General features: G+C 67.9%; 19 protein-coding genes. 5 read left to right on the forward strand and 14 right to left on the reverse strand.

Annotated elements, in window-relative coordinates; translation table 11 throughout:
• Positions 1 to 6 precede the first annotated feature (6 nt).
• Entirely contained in the window at positions 7 to 1,224 is a 1,218-nt protein-coding gene (locus tag ACIQC9_RS00890; protein WP_400611725.1) for an NADP-dependent isocitrate dehydrogenase, read from the forward strand.
• Between the two features lie 120 nt (positions 1,225 to 1,344).
• Positions 1,345 to 1,896 (forward strand): DUF2939 domain-containing protein, encoded by a 552-nt coding sequence (locus ACIQC9_RS00895; protein ID WP_400611727.1) that lies wholly within the window; start codon positions 1,345 to 1,347, stop codon positions 1,894 to 1,896.
• Here the strand turns inward: ACIQC9_RS00895 and alaS are convergent.
• From alaS to recA, 3 genes are all read right to left on the reverse strand, one after another.
• Positions 1,893 to 4,562: an alanine--tRNA ligase gene (gene alaS, locus ACIQC9_RS00900; RefSeq protein ID WP_400615321.1), complete on the reverse strand. Its 2,670-nt coding sequence runs from the start codon at positions 4,560 to 4,562 to the stop codon at positions 1,893 to 1,895. The two genes, ACIQC9_RS00895 and alaS, sit on opposite strands and share 4 nt — an antisense overlap.
• 76 nt (positions 4,563 to 4,638) lie before the next feature.
• Positions 4,639 to 5,112, reverse strand: coding sequence for a hypothetical protein (locus ACIQC9_RS00905; protein WP_400611729.1), 474 nt, complete (start codon positions 5,110 to 5,112; stop codon positions 4,639 to 4,641).
• A gap of 212 nt (positions 5,113 to 5,324) precedes the next feature.
• Positions 5,325 to 6,407: a recombinase RecA gene (gene recA, locus ACIQC9_RS00910; RefSeq protein ID WP_400615323.1), complete on the reverse strand. Its 1,083-nt coding sequence runs from the start codon at positions 6,405 to 6,407 to the stop codon at positions 5,325 to 5,327.
• Between the two features lie 241 nt (positions 6,408 to 6,648).
• Between recA and ACIQC9_RS00915 the strand changes: the two genes are divergently transcribed.
• Complete coding sequence (locus tag ACIQC9_RS00915) at positions 6,649 to 7,641, forward strand: hypothetical protein (RefSeq protein ID WP_400611731.1); 993 nt, start codon at positions 6,649 to 6,651, stop codon at positions 7,639 to 7,641.
• Here ACIQC9_RS00915 and ACIQC9_RS00920 read toward each other — a convergent pair.
• The 4 genes from ACIQC9_RS00920 to chpT form a co-directional block, all read right to left on the reverse strand.
• On the reverse strand, positions 7,638 to 9,506 hold the full coding sequence (locus tag ACIQC9_RS00920) for a M28 family peptidase (RefSeq protein WP_400611733.1): 1,869 nt from the start codon (positions 9,504 to 9,506) through the stop codon (positions 7,638 to 7,640). The genes ACIQC9_RS00915 and ACIQC9_RS00920 overlap by 4 nt on opposite strands.
• 69 nt (positions 9,507 to 9,575) lie before the next feature.
• A complete protein-coding gene (locus ACIQC9_RS00925; RefSeq protein WP_400611735.1) occupies positions 9,576 to 10,391 on the reverse strand; it encodes a CheR family methyltransferase in 816 nt (271 codons plus the stop codon).
• Positions 10,392 to 10,394: 3 nt separating this feature from the next.
• On the reverse strand, positions 10,395 to 10,766 hold the full coding sequence (locus ACIQC9_RS00930) for a PleD family two-component system response regulator (protein ID WP_400611737.1): 372 nt from the start codon (positions 10,764 to 10,766) through the stop codon (positions 10,395 to 10,397).
• A 106-nt stretch (positions 10,767 to 10,872) separates the two neighbouring features.
• Positions 10,873 to 11,529, reverse strand: coding sequence for a histidine phosphotransferase ChpT (gene chpT / locus ACIQC9_RS00935; RefSeq protein WP_400611739.1), 657 nt, complete (start codon positions 11,527 to 11,529; stop codon positions 10,873 to 10,875).
• Positions 11,530 to 11,619: 90 nt separating this feature from the next.
• On the opposite strand from chpT, the gene cysQ reads away from it, so the two are divergent.
• Positions 11,620 to 12,405, forward strand: a complete 786-nt coding sequence (gene cysQ, locus ACIQC9_RS00940; RefSeq protein WP_400611741.1) for a 3'(2'),5'-bisphosphate nucleotidase CysQ — start codon at positions 11,620 to 11,622, stop codon at positions 12,403 to 12,405.
• Positions 12,406 to 12,409: 4 nt separating this feature from the next.
• Here the strand turns inward: cysQ and ACIQC9_RS00945 are convergent, their stop codons facing one another.
• From ACIQC9_RS00945 to ACIQC9_RS00960, 4 genes are all read right to left on the reverse strand, one after another.
• Complete coding sequence (locus ACIQC9_RS00945) at positions 12,410 to 13,654, reverse strand: hypothetical protein (RefSeq protein WP_400611743.1); 1,245 nt, start codon at positions 13,652 to 13,654, stop codon at positions 12,410 to 12,412.
• 95 nt (positions 13,655 to 13,749) lie between these two features.
• A complete protein-coding gene (locus tag ACIQC9_RS00950) occupies positions 13,750 to 14,091 on the reverse strand; it encodes a hypothetical protein (protein ID WP_400611744.1) in 342 nt (113 codons plus the stop codon).
• 80 nt (positions 14,092 to 14,171) lie between these two features.
• Positions 14,172 to 15,653, reverse strand: coding sequence for a DUF1570 domain-containing protein (locus tag ACIQC9_RS00955; protein WP_400611745.1), 1,482 nt, complete (start codon positions 15,651 to 15,653; stop codon positions 14,172 to 14,174).
• An 83-nt stretch (positions 15,654 to 15,736) separates the two neighbouring features.
• Entirely contained in the window at positions 15,737 to 17,368 is a 1,632-nt protein-coding gene (locus tag ACIQC9_RS00960; RefSeq protein WP_400611746.1) for a peptide chain release factor 3, read from the reverse strand.
• A gap of 144 nt (positions 17,369 to 17,512) precedes the next feature.
• Here ACIQC9_RS00960 and ACIQC9_RS00965 point away from each other — a divergent pair, with 144 nt between their 5' ends.
• Positions 17,513 to 17,653, forward strand: coding sequence for a hypothetical protein (locus ACIQC9_RS00965; protein ID WP_400611747.1), 141 nt, complete (start codon positions 17,513 to 17,515; stop codon positions 17,651 to 17,653).
• Here ACIQC9_RS00965 and ACIQC9_RS00970 read toward each other — a convergent pair.
• The 3 genes from ACIQC9_RS00970 to ACIQC9_RS00980 all read right to left on the reverse strand — a co-directional run bounded on the left by ACIQC9_RS00970 (position 17,650) and on the right by ACIQC9_RS00980 (position 20,139).
• Positions 17,650 to 19,221: a hypothetical protein gene (locus ACIQC9_RS00970; RefSeq protein ID WP_400611748.1), complete on the reverse strand. Its 1,572-nt coding sequence runs from the start codon at positions 19,219 to 19,221 to the stop codon at positions 17,650 to 17,652. The two genes, ACIQC9_RS00965 and ACIQC9_RS00970, sit on opposite strands and share 4 nt — an antisense overlap.
• 68 nt (positions 19,222 to 19,289) lie before the next feature.
• Positions 19,290 to 19,670 carry a hypothetical protein gene (locus tag ACIQC9_RS00975; RefSeq protein WP_400611749.1) on the reverse strand — a complete coding sequence of 127 codons (381 nt, stop codon included), beginning with the start codon at positions 19,668 to 19,670 and terminating at the stop codon, positions 19,290 to 19,292.
• Between the two features lie 118 nt (positions 19,671 to 19,788).
• Positions 19,789 to 20,139 (reverse strand): DUF1491 family protein, encoded by a 351-nt coding sequence (locus ACIQC9_RS00980; protein ID WP_400611750.1) that lies wholly within the window; start codon positions 20,137 to 20,139, stop codon positions 19,789 to 19,791.
• Positions 20,140 to 20,177: the final 38 nt, after the last annotated feature.

Here is a 20,177-nt window from a genome sequence, read left to right on the forward strand (position 1 = left end):
AAACGCATGGCCAAGATCAAGGTCGCCAACCCCATCGTGGACATCGACGGCGACGAGATGACCCGGATCATCTGGCAGATGATCAAGGACAAGCTGGTCTTCCCGTTCCTCGACCTGGAACTCGACTACTACGACTTGGGCATGGAACACCGCGACGCCACCGACGATCAGGTGACGATCGACGCGGCCAAGGCGATCCAGAAGCATGGCGTCGGCGTGAAGTGCGCCACCATCACGCCGGACGAAGCCCGGGTGAAGGAGTTCGGCCTGAAGAAGATGTGGAAGTCGCCGAATGGCACGATCCGCAACATCCTTGGCGGCGTGGTCTTCCGCGAGCCGATCATCTGCTCGAACGTGCCGCGCCTTGTTCCCGGCTGGACCCAGCCTATCGTTGTCGGTCGCCACGCCTTCGGCGACCAGTACAAGGCCACCGACTTCCTGATGCCGGGCGCGGGCACGCTGTCGATCAAGTTCGTCGGCGACGACGGCGCCGTGATCGAGCACGAGGTGTTCAAGTCGCCGGGCGCCGGCGTCGCCATGGGCATGTACAATCTGGACGACTCGATCCGCGACTTCGCCCACGCCTCCTTCAGCTACGGCCTGAACCGCAACTATCCGGTCTATCTGTCGACCAAGAACACGATCCTCAAGGCGTATGACGGCCGGTTCAAGGACATCTTCCAAGAGGTGTTCGACGCCGAGTACGCCGACAAGTTCAAGGCCGCAGGCCTGACCTATGAGCACCGCCTGATCGACGACATGGTGGCGGCGGCCATCAAGTGGTCGGGCGGCTTCGTCTGGGCGTGCAAGAACTACGACGGCGACGTGCAGTCAGACGTGGTGGCGCAGGGCTTCGGCTCGCTGGGGCTGATGACCTCGGTTCTGATGACGCCGGACGGCAAGGTGATGGAGACCGAGGCCGCGCACGGCACCGTGACCCGTCACTATCGCCAGCACCAGAAGGGCGAGGCCACCTCGACCAACTCGATCGCCTCGATCTTCGCCTGGACCCGGGGCTTCAAGCATCGCGCCAAGCTGGACGGCAACGCCGAGCTGGCCACCTTCGCCGAGACGCTGGAGAAAGTCGTTGTCGACACTGTCGAGGCCGGTCACATGACGAAGGATCTGGCGCTGCTGGTCGGCGACAAGCAGGGCTGGCTGACCACCGAGGGCTTCCTCGACAAGGTGGCCGAGAACCTGACGAAGGAAATGGCCGCCGCCTAGGCGCCCCGCCGTGCGATCGAAGGGCCCGTCGGTCGTCCGGCGGGCCCTTTTCGTTGGCGACAAGGCGTGGGGATTGAGGCACGTTCTTCCCGGGAAGGCGTTACGACGCCAGAGGGACGGATGAAGAAGAAACTTGTGCTCGGCGCGGCCATGGCCGTCGCCGCTTGTATCGTGTTGGCGTGGGGCGCGGCCCCGATCCTGACGGCGCAGGCCCTGATCAAGGCCGCGAAGGCGAGGGACGTGGCCAGGATCGAGCAACTGGTCGACTTCCCGGCGCTGCGGGCCAGCATGAAGGACGAGTTGAACGCCGAGCTGATCACTCGCATGCGGCGCGACCCGCGCATCCAGGACAATAATCTGGGCGGACTGGCGATGATGCTGGCGCCGAGCCTGCTGGAGGGCGCAGTGGACACGGTGGTCACTCCACAGGGCGTGGCCATGATGGTCACGACCGCCGAGGCGCCCGATCCAACGCGGCCCGATCCGCCGGAACCCGACGACGCCCGCGACAGCAGCGACATCCATCAGGCCTGGGGCTATCGCAGCCTGAACGCCTTCGCCGTCACCCTGACGGACCGCGACCAGCCCGATCAGCGGCTGGCGCTTATTCTGGAACGGCGCGGGCTGTTCGCCTGGAAGCTGGCTGCGGTGGACCTGACGCTGGCGGACTAGCCCGCCAGCGCGGCGCGGATGGCGGCGAGGCCGTCTTCCGCCTTCGAGCCATCCGGCGCTCCGCCCTGGGCGAAGTCCGGCTTGCCGCCGGCGCCCTGACCGCCCATCGCCAGAACAGCGGCGCGGGCGAGGTCGGCGGCATTGACCTTGCCGGTCATGTCCGAGGTCACGGCGACGGTGACCGCCGCCTTGCCTTCGGTGACGCCGATCAGGGCCACCACGCCGGAGCCCACAGACTTGCGGAAGTCCTCCGCCACGCCGCGCAGGCCCTTGCCGTCGACGCCGTCAAGCACGCGGGCGATCAGCTTGACGCCGTTGATCTCTTCCGGAGCCGCCGAGCCGCCCGAAGTTCCGCCCAGGGCGAGCTGCTTCTTCAGATCGGCGACTTGCTTCTCCAGCGCCTTGCGCTCGGCGGTGAGGGCTTCGACGCGGGCGGGGACGTCCAACGGCTGGACCTTGAAGGCCTGCGCCAGCGTCTTCGCGACGCTGGCCTGACCCAGCAGATACTGGCGTGCGGCCTCGCCGGTCAGGGCCTCGATGCGGCGAACGCCGGCAGCGATGCCGGTCTCGGCCGTGACCTTGAACAGGGCGATGTCGCCGGTGCGAGCCACATGAGTGCCGCCGCAAAGTTCGACAGAGTAAGGAGCGTTGTTGTCGCCCGTCAGCGCGCGGCCGAGCGTGACCACGCGGACCTCGTCGCCGTACTTCTCGCCGAACAGGGCGACGGCGCCGGCCTCGATGGCTTCCTGCGGCTTCATCAGCTGGGTCGTCACCGGGACGTTCTGGCGGATGATCGCGTTCACCTCGGCCTCGATGGCGGCCAGTTCGTCCTCAGTCACCGGGGCGTTGTGGCTGAAGTCGAAGCGCATGCGATCGGCGTCGACCAGCTGGCCCTTCTGGGCGACGTGCGAGCCGAGTACATTCTTCAGCGCGGCGTGCACGAGGTGTGCGGCGGAGTGGTTGGCGCGGGTTGTCAGGCGCTGTTCGGCGTGGGCGCGCAATTGGGTGCGGGCCCCGATGGTCAGGGTCCCCGACTCGATCTCGATCTTGTGGGCGTAGAGGTCGCCGCCGGCGTGCTTCTGGACGTCCAGCACAATACCGAAGCCCTGCTGGCCGGAAGCGTCAGTCCACTCGACCTCGCCGCGATCGCCGGTCTGGCCGCCGCCTTCGCCATAGAAGGGGGTCTGGTCGAACAGGACTTCTGCGGTGTCGCCCGGCTCAAGCGCGTCGACAGACTCGCCGGCGCGCACGATGGCCAAAACCTCGCCCGAGCCTTCGATGGCGTCATAGCCGGTGAAGACGGTCGGGCCGAGGCGGTCGCGCAGGGACAGCCATTCGCCGGCGTTGGCGGTCTGGCCCGAGCCCTTCCAGTTGGCCTTGCCCCGCTCGCGCTGTTGGGACATCGCGTCCTCGAAGCCGTCGACGTTGACGGAAAAGCCGCGACGGCGGGCCTCGTCCTGCGTCAGGTCCAGCGGGAAGCCGTAGGTGTCGTAGAGGGTGAAGGCGGTCTGGCCGTCCAGCATTGCGCCCGCCTCGAAACCCTGGGTCGCCTGATCGAACAGGCTCATGCCGCGGCCCAGCGTGGTGCGGAAGCGGATCTCTTCCTGCTTCAGCGTATCCTCGACGAAGGCCTGGGCGCGCTTCAGTTCGGGGTAGGCCTGACCCATCTCGTTGACGAGCGTCGGCACGAGGCGGTGCATCAGGGGATCGGTAGCGCCCAGCAGGTGGGCGTGGCGCATGGCGCGGCGCATGATGCGGCGCAGGACGTAGCCGCGGCCTTCGTTGGACGGGGTGACGCCGTCGGCGATGAGGAAGGCGGACGAGCGCAGGTGGTCGGCGATGACGCGATGGCTGGGGGCGCGGTCACCCTCGGCCTTGGTCGAGGTGGCGTCTTCGGAGGCGGCGATCAGGGTCTGGAACAGGTCGGTGTCGAAGACCGAGTTCTTGCCCTGTAGCACCGAGGTCATCCGCTCCAGACCCATGCCGGTGTCGACCGAGGGCTTGGGCAGCTTGCGAACGATCTCGTCGTTCTCTTTCTCGAACTGCATGAAGACGTTGTTCCAGATCTCCACATAGCGGTCGCCGTCTTCATCGGGCGAGCCGGGAGGGCCGCCGGGGACGTGGTCGCCGTAGTCCCAGAAGATCTCGGTGCAGGGGCCGCAGGGACCGCTGTCGCCCATGGCCCAGAAGTTGTCCGAGCCGGCGATGCGGATGATCTTGTCGTCGCTGAAGCCGGTGACCTTCTTCCAGATGTCGAAGGCCTCGTCGTCGTCGATGTAGACGGTGACCAGCAGGCGTTTCGGGTCGAGGCCGAAGTCCTTCGTCACGAGGTTCCACGCGCGATCGATGGCGTGTTCCTTGAAGTAGTCCCCGAACGAGAAGTTGCCCAGCATCTCGAAGAAGGTCAGGTGGCGGGCCGTGTAGCCGACGTTGTCGAGATCGTTGTGCTTGCCGCCGGCGCGGACGCATTTCTGCGAACTGGTGGCGCGCGGGTAGGGCGGGGTCGAGGCGCCTGTGAAGTAGTCCTTGAACGGCACCATGCCCGCGTTGACGAACAGCAGGGTCGGGTCGTTCTGCGGCACCAGCGGAGCCGAGTGGACCTTCTCGTGCCCGTCGGCCGCGAAGTAGTTCAGGAAGGTCGAGCGGATGTCGTTCAGGCTGGCCATGGTCGGACGCATTCAGGCTTGGGGGAGACCCGGCGTCATATAGGGCTTTTGACCCCAATGCATCACCCGGCCGTGATCACACGGACTCGTGGCCGCCGCCCATGCGCCAGCGAACGATCGCCGCCATGGGCAGGCCGACGGCGAAGACGTGGGTGAGGACGCCCCTGATCGCCGCCGCGATATCCGGAGAGGGCAGGGGGGATGCGGACAGCGGGACCACGACCCAGGTCATCACGACCCAGACCAGCACGCCCCAGAGCGCCGCCGAGACCAGCCAGTGGCGGCGGAGGAAGGGCAGCATCATGGCCAGCAAGACGTAAATGGCCGCGATGCCGAACATCATGGCGAAGTGGGACGCGAGCCCGAGCCAGGCCGTGGACCAGCCGCCACGATAGGCCTCGGCGCCGAGCCAGCCGGAAGCGACGGACTGGAAGACGACCTGGGCCGTCACCTGACCATTCTGGATAACCGCTGCGGCGATATCCAGTGCGCCGGCGACGACACCGGCCAGCAGGGCCGTGGACAGAAATCCGTTCGGTGGTCGGGTCATGAGATTCTCCGGAAATCACGCTCGTCCCTTGCAGCCCTGAGGGCAAGTCAGAACGAAAAGGGCCGCCTGACCGGGGGAGGTCAGGCGGCCGCTCCGGCCCGGCCCGCGCGGGGGTCGGATGGCGGGTCGCGCGGACCCGGCCGGAGAAGGGGGCGACGGTCAGGACGGCGAATACACCGTCCGAAGCGTCCGATGCGTCCGGATCGTCCGGATCAGCCTTCGAGGTCCTGACCTTCGTCAGGCTCTGGCGTGCCCAGAAGTTCGTCGGCGATCTTGGTCGTCGAGGCGCGGACGGCCTTTTCGATCGAGGCGGCGATGTCCGGGTTTTCCTTGAGGAAGTTGCGGACGTTCTCGCGGCCCTGACCGATGCGCTGGCTGTCGTAGGAGAACCAGCTGCCCGACTTCTCGACGATGCCGGCCTTGACGCCGAGGTCGATGATCTCGCCCAGCTTGGAGATGCCTTCGCCGTACATGATGTCGAAGATGACCTCGCGGAACGGCGGGGCGACCTTGTTCTTGACGACCTTCACGCGGGTGGTGTTGCCGACCACTTCGTCCCGATCCTTGATCGCGCCGGTGCGGCGGATATCGAGACGGACCGAGGCGTAGAACTTGAGCGCATTGCCGCCCGTCGTCGTTTCGGGCGAGCCGTACATGACGCCGATCTTGTGACGGATCTGGTTGATGAACAGGACGATGCACTGCGACTTGTTGATCGAGCCGGTCAGCTTGCGCAGGGCCTGCGACATCAGGCGGGCCTGAAGGCCCGGAAGGCTGTCGCCCATCTCGCCCTCGATTTCGGCGCGGGGCGTCAGCGCCGCGACGGAGTCGACCACCACGATGTCCACGGCGCCGGAGCGCACCAGAGTATCGACGATCTCGAGCGCCTGTTCGCCGGTGTCGGGCTGGGAGACCAGCAGGTCATCCAGATTGACGCCCAGCTTCTGGGCGTAGCCCGGGTCAAGCGCGTGTTCGGCGTCCACGAAGGCGGCGGTGCCGCCGGCCTTCTGGATCTCGGCCACGGTGTGCAGGGCCAGGGTCGTCTTGCCGGAGCTTTCCGGCCCGAAGACCTCGATCACCCGACCACGCGGCAGGCCGCCGATGCCGAGGGCCATGTCGAGGCCCAGCGAACCGGTCGAGACCGAGGGGATCACATCGGCGACCCCGCCCTTGCCGAGCTTCATCACCGAGCCCTTGCCGAAGGCGCGATCAATCTGGGCGATCGCCGCCTCGAGGGCGCGTTGCTTGTCGCCGTCTTCCTTGCCTACCAATTTCAATGCCGCCTGCGCTGCCACCTTGCCACTCTCCCTTGCCATGATTCCCATCAGCTTCCGGGAGAGACCCGCCTGGACCCGCTCCCTGTGAGACGGGATATGTGCACGGTTTGTTCCGGTTGCCAATATGTTCTCGTCATCCAAACAGAACATTCGTCCGCGATACGACCGTTTTTGACGTAGGCGGGCCGCGTCAGCTTCCGTCAGTGCGTGTCAGCGGCTTGAACGACCATTGTTCTCCTGATCTGGGGAGGATCCTGACATGACGATGACCCGCCGCGCGCTTGCCGCATCCGCGCTCGCCCTGTTTCTGGCGGCCGCGCCGCTGAACGCGGCGCTGGCTGAACCGCTGACCATCCAGATGACGGGCCAGCATCGTGGCGTGGTCGTGGGCGAGCGGTACGCGATCCCGACCTATCATGTGAACTTCATCACCTCGCAGCAGGCGACCTCGGTCGTCAGTATCGGCGCGCGGACGCGGCTGGCCATGGTGCTGGAGGGGGTGGACGAGGCGACGCTGCGGCGGCTGGCGGACGAGGCCTACGCCGATCTGCGCGGGCAGATGGAGGCGGCGGGCCTGTCGCTGATGTCGATCGAGGAGACCCGCGCCATGACGCAGGCGGCGGGCTTCGAGGAAATCCCGGGCAATATGGAAGTCAGCGGCATCGGGCCGGGGATCACCATCGGATCCAGCGTTCGCAAGGGCTGGGTCACCGTCGGGCCGCAGGCGGCGCCGGCGCTGAACGCCTTCCGCACCCTGCGGTCGACGATGGGGATATCCGGACAGATCGGCGCGATCACCGCGATCCAGCCGTTCAACCGGCGGCCCGAGACGGTCAACGGCGTCGTGCTGGCGCCCTCGTTGACCATCGACTTCGCGCGCATGGAGGCGGCGCGGGGCGGGATGTTCGGGGGCGCGGCGCGGGCCAGCGGCAATGTGGCGCTCGGCGTCCTGAGCACCTCGCCGGTCATGGCCTACAGGACGACGCGGGTCGGGCTGGGAACGCCCGGCAGCTTCGCGCCGCGGGCGGACGTGTTCTCGAACACCCCGTTCGCGCAGGTGGTCGAGGGCGGGGCGGCGGTCCGTGCGGGGCCTTCGTTCTCCACTACGGTCGACGCCAACTATCAGGCGGTGCAGCGGGCGCGAGGGGACGCGGTCGTGGTCGATCTGCCGGTCTGGGAAGGCCTCGTCCGGGATGCTTACCGGGGGTACAACGCCGGCATCGTGCAGGCGATCACCAGCGTGCGGCGCTAGCCCAGGGTCACGACCGGAACCGCCATCTGGCTCCACATCGCGATCGCGCCGCCCAGAACCAGAAGCGCCAGCGACGCCATCAGCACGGGGCGGGCAAAGGCGCGCTCCGGGCTGAGCGGGCGGACGAAGCCGAGGCCGATCAGGCCCAGAAGGGCCAGCGCGCCCGGGATGTCCATGCCGATGCCGAGGAAGACCGGATGGGCCAGCGTCAGCAGCCAGCCGACGCCGAGCAGCACCCCGACCGCGATAGGGATGATCGCGCCGCGGCGGGTCAGGCCCGGATCAAGCCAGGCGGCCACGGCCGCGATGAGCGACGCCAGCAGGGCCGGCCACAAGAAGAGGAAGGCGGTCTGGGGCGCGAACGTCTGGGCCAGCAGGCCGAACAGAAGGATCAGCAGGATCGCGCCGCTCCATCCACCCCACGTCGAGCGGGCCGACAGGGCGGGGAACAGCGACAGGCCCGCAGCGATGACGCCAGCGCCGATTATGACGACGTCTATGGGGCCGAGGATCTGGGTCGTCAGCGTCAGCAGGGCGATCGCTCCGGCCTGAACGATCCGGTGCGGTCGCGTGCGTCCGGCCAGCAGCGCCAGAAGGACGCCCAGCACCGCGAGGCCGACGGCGATCTCGAGCCACGGCAGGCGTCCGAGCAGGGCGTAGTATTCCGCGCCGTTACGGGCGGGGAGCGGACCTCCCAGCAGGCGGACGCCGAGCGCCGCGACCAGTCCGGTGGTCAGGAACCAGACGCCGTCGATCATGCCGCGACCGGCGTCGGCGAAGGTCAGTCCGGCGAGGCGACGTGCGCGCCAGCCGGCGGCGGCCAGCAGCCCCAGCGCGGCGATCAGGATCAGCCAGCCGGCGGCCGGCGCATGGCTGACGATCACGCGGCCGAAGAGGTCGGAATAGACGGTGTCCGCGCCGGCGGCGGGGAGGGCATCGGCCCGCAGCAGGGCGTCGGCGCTTTCCAGCGCCTGACTCCCGATATGCTGGACGCTGCCGATATCGAGGGCGGCCACGGTCGAGGCGGGGCTGTGATACTGATCCGGTCGGCCGATGAAGGCGAAGTTCAGGCCCTGAACGCCGCGTTCCTTGGGCACGGTGAAGTCGGTGCCGTTGGGCATGTGCTCATAGACGAAAACAGCCAGCGCATTGGACGTGACGCCGCCGTCCATGCGGCCGGCGCGATCGGCGAACAGGGCGACGGTCTCGCTGTTGCCGCGACCGGTCTCGAACATCATGGCGCGCCCGCCACCGCCCCGGGCCTCCAGATTGACCACGGCGCCGATGCGGTCGCGCAGGGGATGGTCGCTCCAGAAAATGCGGGCGCCGTCGAGGTTCAACTCTTCGGCGTCGCTGAGCAGGACCACGAGGGTTCGGTCGGCCGGGCCGCGAGCGCGGATGGCTCTGACCGCCTCCAGCACCGCCGCGACGCCGGTGGAGTCGTCCGCCGCGCCGGGCGAACGGGTGGTGGTGTCGTAATGGGCGGTCAGCATGACGGCAGGCAGCCGGGGCCTGCGGCCGGGCAGGACGCCGATCAGATTGGTCGCGCTGAACGCCGCCGCCTGCGGGTCTCCGTCCGCCTCGGTCAGGCGCTGGACCGCGCCCGGCGACAGGGGACCGGTCTGGGTCGAGACCTGCAGGCCCAGCGCCCGCATTCGTTCGAGCAGATGGCTCTGGACGCGCGCGTGGTCGGGCGAGCCGACGGGGTGGGGGCGTTGGGCGATCGCACGGATGTCGGCCATGGCCCGCTGCGCCGAAAAGGCGGTGGCCGGGGCGTCAGTCGGGCGCGGCGCCGGCGACTGCAGTGCGAGGGCGGCGAGGGCCAGAGCCATCGCCAGAGAGACCAACAGCCCGATCAACCGCATAAGCGCCCCCTGATGCTGGCGGGAGGCTATCGCGTCAGCGGGCGGCCGTCACCTGACTGACGAAGGCCGTCAGGCCGCGCGGCGGATGGCCGATGGGGATTTGACGAACAGGCCCTTGCGGCCGGCGACGGGCCGGAAGGCGATGCTGTCGCCGTCCAGCGTTTCGTCCGGACCGAGGAACAGGCAGCCGTCGTCGAGCAGCCGGCGTTCGAGGTTCTCCAGCACCGACGCCCGACGGGCCGGCTCCAGGTCCGGCAGGACGTGGCGGCAGAAGATGACGTCGAAGCGGAAATCGTCGGTCGGCGCGTCCAGCAGGTTGGCGCGGGCGAAGCGGACAGCGCTGCGCACCTCGGGCTTGGCGGTCCAGGAGTCCTCGCTCTGGTCGAACCAGCGGAGCATGGTCTCGGCCTTCAGCCCACGCTGGATCTCGAAGCCGGTGTAGGTGGCGGAGCGGGCCTTCTCCAACGCGCGCTGGGACAGGTCGGTGCCGGTGACCTCTGCCGGGACGCCGGCCTCCAGCGCGGCGATGGCGAGGGACCAGGCCTCCTGACCGGTCGAACAGCCGGCGGACCAGACCGCGACCGGCGCGCCCTTGCGGGCGGTCGACAGGGCGGGAAGCAGCTCGCGGCTGAAGGTGTCGAAACTGACGCGATCGCGACGGAACCAGGTGTCCGGGTTCAACAGCGCCTCGATGACGCCCCAGCCGAGCGACGCGACAGGCTTGGCCCAGAGGGCGGTCAGCATGGCGTCGACGGAGGTGAAACCCTCACGGCGCGCCACGGGGCCGAGACGATGTTCAGCCAGCTTCATCCGGTCGCGCGTCAGCCGGACCCCCGTACGGGAGGACATCAGCGACTGCAGGCGATCGAAATCGTCCGGGGACATGGCTCAGACGGCCCCCACTTCAGCGAATTTGGATTGCAGGATCTCGCCGTCGAACGGCTTCATGACGTAATCGTCCGCGCCCGCCTCGAGCGCCTCGGCGATGCGATCGGCGCGGGTCTCGATGGTGCAGAACAGAACCTTGGGGGCCATGCCGCCGGGGAACTCGCGCAGGCGCCGCAGGAAGGTCATGCCGTCCATGACAGGCATCGACCAGTCCAGCAGAATGACCTCGGGCATGACGCCGGCGCAGAACGACAGGGCCTCGGCGCCGTCGGCGGCCTCGTCCACCTCGAAGCCCAGGCCCTCGACGATGCGGCGCGCGACCTTCCGGATGATCCGGCTGTCATCGACGATCAGGCAGGTTCTGGGGGTCAACTCTGGGTTCCACTCACGAGTGCGCGTTCACAATCGGCATTTGCATTCGCGTTCTGTAATAATGGCGGCAGTCCGGTTAACGAGGCCTTTTGAAACCGGCCTAACTTTAGTTAGGCATCCTCGCCGTCAGGGAGACCCGTCCGTCCTCGACCTGGGTGGTCAGGGTTCCGCCCGCATCGTCGACGGTCAGCCAGAGCCAGTAGGGTTGGATCCACTGGCCCGGCAGGCCCTCTTCCAGCGGCTTGCCGGAAAGGCCCGAGATCGCCTCGCCCTTGAGACGCGCCCGGGCGCCTTCCGCCAGACCTTCGAAAACCAGATGGTCGTGCTCGCGGCGGCTGGAGACGACGGCGGTTCCCCCCATCGGCAGGGCCGAGGCGGTCAGATAGGCGAGGTTCACAAGGGCGCGGGCCTGCGGCTTGGAATAGTCAGCCTCGTCAACGCGCCAGTCAACGACGGCGCGGCCGCCCTCGGTCATGCCTTCAACCAGAACCTTGAGCTCAGCGCCGCTGAAACGTTCGGCCGAAGTCGCGGCGCCGAAGGCCACGCGGGCGAAGCTGACCAAGGCGATCATCTTCTTCGAACTGGCCTCGATCAGGCCCATGGCGTCATCGCGCATGTCCTGCGCCGTCGGGTCCCTGAGCAGGTCCAGACCGGACGAGATGGCGCCCGCCGGGCTGATGAAGTCGTGGCACAGCTTGCCGGCGACGAGGGCGGCCAGCGCCTGGCCGTCGGGCAGGTCGGAAGAAGGAACGGTGTCGGTCATTGGGCCTTGCGGGTCACAGTCGATGCGCGGGTTAACGGTGACCTGATTTGCCGGTTCGTGAAACCGTGCGGATGGTCTATCCGCACCCGGATGAGCAACAGACTGACCGCCGACCTCGCCTCGGGCGCCCTGACCGAAGCTCTGGCAGACATCGCCGAGGACGCGGCGCGGGTGATCCTGCCCTACTGGCGCTCGGGCGTGGTGGCCGAGCGCAAGGGCGACGACAGTCCGGTGACGCAGGCGGACCGCGAGGCGGAGGCGCTGATCCTCGAGCGACTGGCGGCGGCGTATCCCGACATTCAGGCGGTGGCGGAAGAGGCGGCCTCGGCGGACGGGTTGCCAGCCCAGGCGGCGGACTGGTTCTGGCTGATCGATCCGCTGGACGGCACGCGCGGCTTCGTCGAGGGGCGCGAGAGCTACACCGTCAACATCGCCCTTATCCATGACGGCGCGCCGGTGGCGGGAGTGGTCGTGGCCCCGGCGACGGCGACGACCTGGCGGAGCGTCGCGCCGGGCAAGGGCGCCGAGCGCCGTCGGTTTGGCGAGAGCTGGCAGACGATCCGGGTGCGTCAGCGGCCGGATGCGCCCACCGCCCTGCTGAGCCACAGCATGAGCGACGAGGAGGCCAGACGACTGGCCTCACGGCACGGCTGCGTGCAGTGGCAGGGGACGGACTCGTCGCTGAAGTTTTGCCTGATCGCCGAGGGGCGGTTCGACGCCTATCCGCGCTCGGGACCGACCTCGGAGTGGGACACGGCGGCCGGGCAGGCGGTGCTTGAGGCCGCAGGCGGTCGCGTCCTCGCCGAGGACGGCAAGCCGTTGGCCTATGGCAAGTCGTGCTTCGCCAACGGCGCGTTCGTGGCTCTGGGCGGCTAGGGCCTCAAGCGGAGGCGTGCTGTTCCAGAACGGCGCTCTCGGCTTTTTCCGCCAGCAGGATCGCGCCCTGCTCGCGTGCGGTCAGGGCGGCCTCGGCGGCCATCAGTCCGATCGCGGCCGGCTCGACGCCGGTCAGGCGGGCGCGGGCGCGGGCGATGCGGATCAGGCCGATCTGCTCGCCGGCCCAGTCGATCGGTGCGATCGACGGATGCAGCAGGCGCGCCTTGATCATGACGGCGAGGGTGGCCAGACCCTGGATGTCGCGGGTCGCCTCGGCGAGCGCGACCTCGATGCTGGTGCGCCGTTCGCGGGCGAGCGCGCCGAGGATCAGGCCGGACTCGAGGGTCAGGGCCTCGCTCTGGATCATGACGGACAGGGCCGTGTGGCCGTCCTCGGCGCGGGCAAGCTGGATCGCGACCCAGTCGAGCGGGCTGTGGTCCGGGGTGAACTGGTCTGCGGCGGCGTCGAACAGGGCGCGGCCGTTCAGCACGGCGCCATCGTCTCCGGCGAGCGTGGCGAGCGCGCTGAGACCGGCGGCGGCCAGCGTCAGGGCGCGGGCGCGGGTCAGGGGACGTTGCTCAGGCGCGGCGTCCTCGACCATCGCGCGCAGGTCGCGGCCGGCGCGATCGAGCAGGGCGACGTCCCGATGCATGAGGCCGATCTCGAGCGACAGCGCCGCCCGTTCCAGCCGCAGGTCGCTGACCATGGTCCGGGACAGTCCGCGCGAATGGGCGACAGCGTCATCAAGGACGGCCGCAGCGTCGCGTAGGGCGGCGGGGTCGCCGTTCAGGCGGGCCTGACGCGCGGTCAACCGGCCCTTGAGCGAACCCGCCCATGCCCGCGTGGGCTGCCGCTGCGGTTCGATTCCCGACAGATCGATCTCGGCGGTGCGTAGCCGCTCCGGACCGCCGAACAGGTCGAAAGTCAGCAGCCGGAGTTCCAGCGCCTCGAGCGCAGCGGCGGCTCTCTGATCGGGCGTGGAGGCGTGACGACCGGCGTCGGACGCCGAGCCCGCCGCGCGGTCCAGACTGGTGCGAAAGCCTGTGCGGCGGGCGTGTTCGCGCCACAGGGTCGAGGCGCGCATCCAGCCATCGAAGGGTTTGGCGCAGGACACCCGCCCGGCGTCGATCGACAGGCTCCGGGCTTCGGTTTCGACGAGGTTGGCGGCGACGAGTTCAAGCCAGCCGAGGTCGTCGCTTTCGCGCGCCCGCTCGAACAGCTTTCTCAGATCACGACCAAACTCGAACATGGGCGCCGACTCCGTCCCGGTTGGGGACGAAGATGCGTCCCTGCTCCCGAGGAAGCAAACGCGGGGCCGCCCGGGTGGTTCGACTTTGCTGTGGATCAACCGAGATGCGGCGTGCGGGCGCGGCAGCGTTGCAGGTTGGCGCGGGCGGCTTCGTCGTTGGCCGTCAGTTCACGGACGGCCCGGATGCGGGCGCGGGTCTGGTCCGCCTCGGCCATCGTCGCCGTCCGGCCAACCGATACGCCGGCCTGCGCGGCGGTCAGGGACCAGTACAGAGCCGCGTCGGACAGGGCCCGTCCTTCGGCGCTTTCGCCGCCCTCCAGTTCGGAGGCCGCCTGGGTCAGGCCGGCGCACCGGACGGTTTCCTCATAGGGCAGCGGCTCGGGCCGCGCGGTCTGCGCGTCCCCAAGCATCACGGCCATGAGGGCCATCCACAGCATAGAAGTCTCCACGACACGCCCCCGCGTCGTTCGATCCCTACCAAACCACGCTCGCGCGACAGGGGAAAGACCGTCGTGCGTCAGGAGGTGGGCGGGGCTGTCGAAGCGGCGTTGCGCTGGGCGGCGATGTCGTCGAGAATTCGCTGGAGCCGATCCGGCGTCTCGACGCCATGAGGGTTGCTGGCCAGCGGTCGGATGATGGCGTCGGCTTCCTCGTAGCGCCCGTGTTTCAGCAGGGCTTCGGCCGCCACCGGACGGTTGGATGCGATCTGCGGTGCAATGGCCACCGCGCGGCGCCAGAGCTCGACATCGTTCTCCGTCGGATAGTCGGGTGAGAACCGGCGGCTGTGGGCGATGGTCTGATAGACCCGATGATCGTTGGGATCAGCGGCATAGGCGCGTTGCAGGAAGCCGCGGGCCTGCCGATACAGGCGTTCGCGCTCGGCTGGGTCCTCGAACTTCTCCCCGGCCGTGATCCGGGCGTCCGAGATCAGAAGCAGGCGCTCGACGTCGTTTGGGTTCGCTTCGAGGTCGGGCGTCAGCGCCGCTTCGCCGGCGGAGGGATCGCCGAAGAGGATTTCGGCCCGGGCCAGCGTCAGGCGGGTGAAGGGGTCATTCGGCCGGCGGGCGGAGAGCGCTCGCGCCCGGGTCAGCAGCGTCGCCCCTTCGGCGCGCGGCGCCCCGTCCCTGAGGTTGACGTAGAGCAGCAGGGCGTCGTCTGCGCTGTCGGGCAGGCTCGACACGGTCACGTCCGGCGCGACGCCCGGAATGGTGATCTCCGCGTGCCGGATGCCGGCGTTCAGATAGGTCTTTAGGGCGCGTTCCAACTGGTCGGTCGACATGCCGAAGTTGGCCTGCACGGCCTCGGCGACATTCATTCCCGCGCTGGTGTCGCGCAGATAGCCGTTCAACCGGCCGAACCGCTCGGGGCTGGTGATGAGCCAGTGGGTGAACAGCCATGCCTGTCCGTAGGCGGCGTGCCGGTCATCCGGACCAATGTTGGACGGCGACCATGGCGACAGGACACGTTCCATCGGCAGCCAGCGAACATTGTGGAGGGCCATGATGCGGGCTCGCTCAGGCTTGCCGATCTCGGCCTGCCCGCGCTCGTCCAGGCTTGCGGTCATAAAGAAGTCAGCAAAGCCCTCGACGAGCCACGACGGGTACCAGCCCGGTGCATTCCGCAGCATGAAATGGTGCGCGTACTCGTGGAACAGCGCCGCGTCCCACTCTCCGGCGATCGCGACGGCGCGAACGTCGCGGAAATTTGCGCTGTAAAAGCCTGCCGCGTTTGTCGGGAGGCCTCCATTCACCTGCTCGAGCTCTCGTCGGCTGGACACCAGATAGACCGGCAGCTTCATCTCGCCCGGCGTGTTCGGGACAGAGAGCTGCGTCCGCAGCAGATGGTCGAACCGCTCAAGCCGGACCGCGTAGTCGCGCAAATCCCGTTCGAACCCGTCGCCGTAAACGACGAGATGCTGTGTCTCGGCCTTGCGCCAGTCGGCGAGCGCCGGGGTTGCGAACATCGACGCCAGAACGCCGGCAAGCAGAACGGTACGCAACACGCAAAGCCCTCAGGTTGAACAGACCTTTGGTAGCGACTTTCCGTGACGGTTCGCCAGAGCGAAATCCGTCCAAACCTGATTCAGCCGCGTTCCTTGGTCTTCAGGAAGCGCACCTTCGGGAAGCGTTCACCCACGTAGCCCGTCTCCCAGCTGGACTTGGCCAGGAACACCGGGTCGCTGTCGATGTCCGAGGCCATCTGGCCGCGGTATTTGCCCATGAAGTCCTCGATGTCGGCCTTGTCGCCGCTGATCCAGCGGGCCTCGGCGTAGGGCGAGGCCTCGAAGATGACCTCGAGCCCGTATTCCTCGCCCAGACGGTCGGCCATGACCTCGAACTGCAGCTGGCCGACGGCGCCGACAATGAAGTCAGAGCCCAGTTCGGGGCGGAACAGCTGGGTGACGCCTTCCTCGGCCAGACCGTCCAGGGCCTTTTTCAGGTGCTTGGCCTTGAGCGGATCCTTGACCCGAACCCGCTGCAGGATTTCCGGCGCGAAGTTGGGCAGGCCGGCGAAGCGGATCATGCCGCTTTCCGACAGGCTGTCGCCGACGCGCAGGACGCCGTGGTTCGGAATGCCGATCACGTCACCGGCGAAGGCGTCCTCGGCCAGTTCCCGGTCGGAGGCGAAGAACATGATCGGGGCATTCACCGACAGCGACTTGCCGGTGTTCTGGACCTTCAGCTTCATGCCGCGCTTGAAGCTGCCAGAGGCCATGCGGAACATGGCGATGCGGTCGCGGTGGTTGGGATCCATGTTGGCCTGGACCTTGAAGACGAAGCCGGTGACCTCGTTCGAGCCCGGCTCGACCACCTGATCGACCGGTTCGGGCGCGTTGCGGGTCTCGGGCGGCGCAGCCTTCTGGGCCTTCATGACCTTGGGCGGCGGGGCCCAGTCGCCGATGGCCTTCAGCAGTTCGTCGATGCCGAAGTGGCGCAGGGCCGAGCCCCACAGCACGGGCGTCATGTGCCCTTCGAGGAAGGCCTGATGGTCAAACGGCTTGTAGCCGCCCTCGACCAATTCAAGCGCGTCGCTCATGTCGGCATGCTCGGCGCCCTCGAAGAAGGCGGCGGCGTCGGACAGGGGCAAGGGGGCGGGATGATCCGGGTCTTCATCGGAGCCGGCGACCTTGCGGGTGTAGGGCTGAAAGCGCCCGGTGCCGATCTCGGCCATGCCGCGCAGGCGGTTGCCGCTTTCGGCGGGCCACCAGACGGGCGAGGGATCCAGCTGCAGGCGGGAGGCGATGTCGTCCAGCAGGGCCATCGGGTCCTGTGCCTCGCGGTCCAGCTTGTTGATGAAGGTGATGATCGGGATGTCGCGAAGGCGGCAGACCTCGAACAGCTTCAGTGTCTGCGGCTCGATGCCCTTGGCGGCGTCCAGCACCATGATGGCGCAGTCCGCGGCGGTCAGGGTGCGGTAGGTGTCTTCCGAGAAGTCCTCGTGGCCCGGGGTGTCGAGCAGGTTGAACATCTTGCCGTCGTGCTCGAACGTCATGACCGACGCGGAAACGGAGATGCCGCGCTCCTTCTCGATCTTCATCCAGTCCGAGCGGGTGCGGCGGTTCTCGCCCCGCGCCCGAACCGCGCCGGCCGCGCGAATGGCGCCGCCCGCCAGCAGGATGTGCTCGGTCAGGGTGGTCTTGCCCGCATCGGGGTGGGCGATGATGGCGAAGGTCCTGCGGCGCAGGGCCTCCTGTTCGACGGTGAGCTTCGACATGGCGGCGGCGATTAGCGGTTCAGCCCGCGAAAGTCACCCGTGCGAATATCCCCTCGCCAAGAAGGGGTTTTGGAGTCATCGTCCTTTCAGGCGAGACGACCGGTCACGCAATCGGGCGCCGCCTTGGAAACACAAGGAACGGTCATGGCCCTTCTCGACCCCCATCGGTCCGACGCCCCCCGTACAGAGGGCAGTCTTCATCCCTGCCTCTATCTGATCGCCGGCTTCGGGGTGATCACTGCCGCGGCGATCGCCGTGCACCTGGTGTTCAACACCCTGGTCTAGGTCGCCGGCTGGGGCGGAGGGGCTGACCCCTCGCCCTCGCCCTCGCCCGGCCCGGGCTCGGGCGGCGCCTCAGAGCCTTCGGCCGCCGCTTCCAGTTCCGCATCCGAAAGGGGCGGCAGGTTCTGGCGCGCCCGCTCCAGCAGCGTCTGGGCCGCCTCGGCAGCCGGTCCGCCGTGGGGCGCATTGGCCAGCGGCGTCAGCTTGAGCACAGCCTCATCGAACTCGCCCGCCCGCATCAGGGCGCTGGAATAGCCGAGGCGGATGGCCGCCAGTTGCGGCGCCAGCACGAAGGCGCGGTCCCAGGTGACCAGATCGTTCTCGCTCGGATAGTTCGGCGCCGCCTGACGCGACTGGGCCAGCAGTTCCAGCGTCCGGTAGGCGTTTTCATCGACGGCGTAGGCGCGGGTCAGATATTCGCGCGCACGGCGCAGCAGGGCGATCTGCTCGTCCGGCCGCTCCTCGGCCAGCTGCACATATCGTGCGGCCATATATTGCAGGGCTTCGACGTTGTCCGGCTGGATTTCCAGCAGGCGGGTCAGGGCGGCCTCGCCGGCCTCGGCGTTCCCGAAATGCAGTTCGGCGTGGCCGAGCTGGAGCATGGCGAAGGGATCGTCGGGATGGCGGGCGGCCAGCCGCCGGATCTGTGCGGCCAGAGGAGCTCGTTGCTCCGCCGTGACCCCGACCTTAAGCCTCTGCCCGAGCAGCAGCAGGTCGTCCGCGGACCGGGGCAGGGTGGTGATGGTGATCTGCGGATCCTCGAACGGCACGGTGTAGGTCATGCGGTTGAGCGTGCGATAGTCGGCGAGCCGCGCGCGAAGCTGGCCCAGCGTCATGCCGGTCGCGCGTTCCATGGCCGCGGCCGGCGGTTCTCCGGACTGGATCGCAGTGAGGTACTGATTGAGCTGGGCGCGACGCTCGGGGGTGCTGAAGAACCAGTGGGTCATCAACCACGCGACGGGATAATAGCTGGCCTTCCGGACGTCCGGCAGCTCATTGTACCGCTTGGTGATCAGGTCCTCGAGCGGCAGCCATTCGATGTTGAACAGGGTGCTGACCCGGTCCTCGTTGGCGCCGCCGATGACGACGGTGTCGTCGCCCAGCTCGGCCGTCATATAATATTCGGCGACGCCCTCGATCAGCCATGGCGGATAGGCGGCGCCGGCGCCGAACTGGAAGCTGAAGTGGTGGAAATACTCGTGCAGCAGGAAGTCCTGCTCGCGGGTCTGGATAGCGGTGGCGAAGATATCCTCGCCGGCGGGGAAGTAGGTGCCGCGGACGTAGGGGCCGCTGTCGCGCACCTGTCTCAGGCCGGAGAGGTTTCTGACCAGATAGATCGGCAGTTTGCGGCGAGGCTGGGCGCCGTCCGAGAAGCCCAGCTGGCGGCGCAGGAAATAGTCGTAGAACTCGAGATTGCGCACATAGCGGCGCAGCTCGGTCTCATTGGACTGGAAATAGACGACGAAGTTTTGGCTCTCGGCCCGCTTCCACTCGGCGAGCACGGGCGTCGCCGGAAGGACGACAGCCGCCACGAGCGCGGCCGCAGCCGTTCTGAAGAATCGATGGATCATGGCTGCGCCCTCCTGAGAGGAGACAGCCTAGAGTGGTCATCGTTCGATGGGCAAGAGTCTGCGAGCGGTCAGGCCGCCATGCGCATCCATACGGCCTTGTCGGCGGCGACGGCGTCCAGCTTGCCGCGAGAGGCGCGGGTTTTCAGCTGTTTCATGATCGGCGCGGGCAGGGCGCAGAACTGCGGCTCGACCAGATCGGGATTGCAACCGGGCTCCGGCGCGGCGAACAGGGCGGCGTTCACGTCCGGCGAGCGATCATGGATCAGCCAGGCCAGACGGCGGGCGCGTTCCGGATCGTTCTGGTGCAGCATCGGGTCTTCGGAGAAGAGCTGGCAGCCCAGCTCCATCACATAGTCGAAGCCCAGCTTCTCGAAACGGCGTGCGTCATGAGCCGGGACCGGGCAGGTCTCGGCCAGATCGAACACGACGTCGTTGAGAAGAAACAGCATCGACGAACACCCACCATCACGCGGGCTCATGTCGGCCCGTTGTCATGGACACTATCGCGAGGCGCTTGAGGTTCCGTTCCCGAACGTCGTTAAGGATTCACGACCGGCGGCGCGGCCGTTAACCCTCCGATGACGCAGATTGGCCGGCGACCTTCTCGGTGATGAAGTGTCGGCCCTGCCGATCCTCGATCTCGACCACCCACAGGTCGGGGTCGTAGCCGATCTGGCGCTGTATATAGGCGTCGAGCTCGCTCTCCATGTCGTTCTCGACAGGTTGCAGCCACAGACGCTCGCCGTCCGGACCGAAGGCCTCAGTATAGATGCGGGCCTGCCGGGTGGAGGTGTCGAAGGCCTTGACGATGACAGTGCCGCCGCGGGCGTCGCCCTTGCGCGAGACGGTGGCGAAGGCGCCGCCGAGCTCCGCCCGGCGGATCAGGGCCGAGACCCACAGGTCGCTGGAGAGAAGCAAATCAGTAACCCTGCTCGGAAACCGGACCGGAACGGGTC

This window comes from Brevundimonas sp. NPDC092305 (genome assembly GCF_044755415.1).
Classification (GTDB): Bacteria; Pseudomonadota; Alphaproteobacteria; order Caulobacterales; family Caulobacteraceae; genus Brevundimonas.

Bases quoted from the DNA above. Each gene is read 5' to 3' on its own strand.
- ACIQC9_RS00890 (WP_400611725.1), top strand. From the start codon at position 7: ATGGCCAAGATCAAGGTCGCCAACCCCATCGTGGACATCGACGGCGAC.
- ACIQC9_RS00895 (WP_400611727.1), top strand. From the start codon at position 1,345: ATGAAGAAGAAACTTGTGCTCGGCGCGGCCATGGCCGTCGCCGCTTGT.
- alaS (WP_400615321.1), bottom strand. From the start codon at position 4,562: ATGGCCAGCCTGAACGACATCCGCTCGACCTTCCTGAACTACTTCGCG.
- ACIQC9_RS00905 (WP_400611729.1), bottom strand. From the start codon at position 5,112: ATGACCCGACCACCGAACGGATTTCTGTCCACGGCCCTGCTGGCCGGT.
- ACIQC9_RS00915 (WP_400611731.1), top strand. From the start codon at position 6,649: ATGACGATGACCCGCCGCGCGCTTGCCGCATCCGCGCTCGCCCTGTTT.
- ACIQC9_RS00920 (WP_400611733.1), bottom strand. From the start codon at position 9,506: ATGCGGTTGATCGGGCTGTTGGTCTCTCTGGCGATGGCTCTGGCCCTC.
- ACIQC9_RS00925 (WP_400611735.1), bottom strand. From the start codon at position 10,391: ATGTCCCCGGACGATTTCGATCGCCTGCAGTCGCTGATGTCCTCCCGT.
- chpT (WP_400611739.1), bottom strand. From the start codon at position 11,529: ATGACCGACACCGTTCCTTCTTCCGACCTGCCCGACGGCCAGGCGCTG.
- cysQ (WP_400611741.1), top strand. From the start codon at position 11,620: ATGAGCAACAGACTGACCGCCGACCTCGCCTCGGGCGCCCTGACCGAA.
- ACIQC9_RS00945 (WP_400611743.1), bottom strand. From the start codon at position 13,654: ATGTTCGAGTTTGGTCGTGATCTGAGAAAGCTGTTCGAGCGGGCGCGC.
- ACIQC9_RS00950 (WP_400611744.1), bottom strand. From the start codon at position 14,091: ATGCTGTGGATGGCCCTCATGGCCGTGATGCTTGGGGACGCGCAGACC.
- ACIQC9_RS00960 (WP_400611746.1), bottom strand. From the start codon at position 17,368: ATGTCGAAGCTCACCGTCGAACAGGAGGCCCTGCGCCGCAGGACCTTC.
- ACIQC9_RS00965 (WP_400611747.1), top strand. From the start codon at position 17,513: ATGGCCCTTCTCGACCCCCATCGGTCCGACGCCCCCCGTACAGAGGGC.
- ACIQC9_RS00970 (WP_400611748.1), bottom strand. From the start codon at position 19,221: ATGATCCATCGATTCTTCAGAACGGCTGCGGCCGCGCTCGTGGCGGCT.
- ACIQC9_RS00975 (WP_400611749.1), bottom strand. From the start codon at position 19,670: ATGCTGTTTCTTCTCAACGACGTCGTGTTCGATCTGGCCGAGACCTGC.